Origin of the sequence: Parendozoicomonas verongulae, from assembly GCF_009711465.1 — a bacterium.
Lineage (GTDB): Bacteria > Pseudomonadota > Gammaproteobacteria > Pseudomonadales > Endozoicomonadaceae > Sansalvadorimonas > Sansalvadorimonas verongulae.
This window is the reverse complement of sequence record NZ_SMME01000462.1, coordinates 1-947: the sequence shown is the minus strand read 5'-3', so window position 1 is coordinate 947 and position 947 is coordinate 1. Positions and strand designations below refer to the sequence as shown.

1 protein-coding gene is annotated in these 947 nt (G+C 42.4%); it reads right to left on the bottom strand.

The features are described 5' to 3' along the window. Positions 1-2: 2 nt before the first annotated feature. The coding region (locus E1189_RS01030) for a Fic family protein (RefSeq protein ID WP_230459905.1) at positions 3-947 on the bottom strand (945 nt) is incomplete at its 5' end.

Sequence of the window (947 nt, the reverse complement as noted above, 5' to 3'; positions counted from 1 at the left end):
CTTTAGACATGGAAAGTCACACATCGGGTTTTGCTAATAGAAATATATCTGAACAGGTCATATCCAGACTTCAACATGTACCAATAGAATAGTGCCCTTGCAATCCTGCCATTACCGTCACGAAAAGGGTGTTCGTAGCCAATCATGAAGTGCAGTATGATTGCTTTAACGATTGGAGGTATAAATTTCGTTCCACTTCTTCCTGTGTGATCATCGTTGGCAAACCTACAGAGATCAATAAGCCGCTCAGGTATATTTTCGAAATGAGGTGGCTGATAGGCTATTTCACTATTTCTGCCTTCCACATAAACGCTGTTGTCACTTCTTAGTTCACCAGGTATTACATCATTTCCAGTACATCCCCGAGTGGCAATTCTGTGGAACTCTAAAATATGGTCAATGGTCAGCTCTTCTCCCTTGATACGTTCAGCATGCTTAAGTAGCAGAAAGTTATTGAGAATCATCCGCTCACTTTCATCAATCGGCTCTCTGCCATCTTTGAGCATTTTCTTTGCAACAACTCTGGTGGTCGCTGCGCCTTCAAGCTGAGCACTTGTAATCGCCTCTTCCATTAGCAATGAAGATACTAAGAATTTGTTTTGGATGTTGTCCGAAGCTGCCTGTCCTGCGATTCCAGCGATGTTCCCACCAGCTGTTGATACAATCTGATGTAGCATGGCGTTAACCGTATCGGGAGTACAATAACTGAACGGCTTCTTATTCTGATCAGCTAAAGGAATTTGACTACTTATAGCATTTCTCTGGAATTTGACGGCATACCATATGTTCACAGCATCTTTTCTTGAAACCCTCCACTTCAGTTGACTCCAGTGCAAATACCTTCCTTTTGCGTCAACTGCTCCATGACCCTCCATGAACGGAACAAATTCAAAGAATTGGTCACTGCTTATATCCTTTAACCCGATGTGTGACTTTCCATGTCTAAA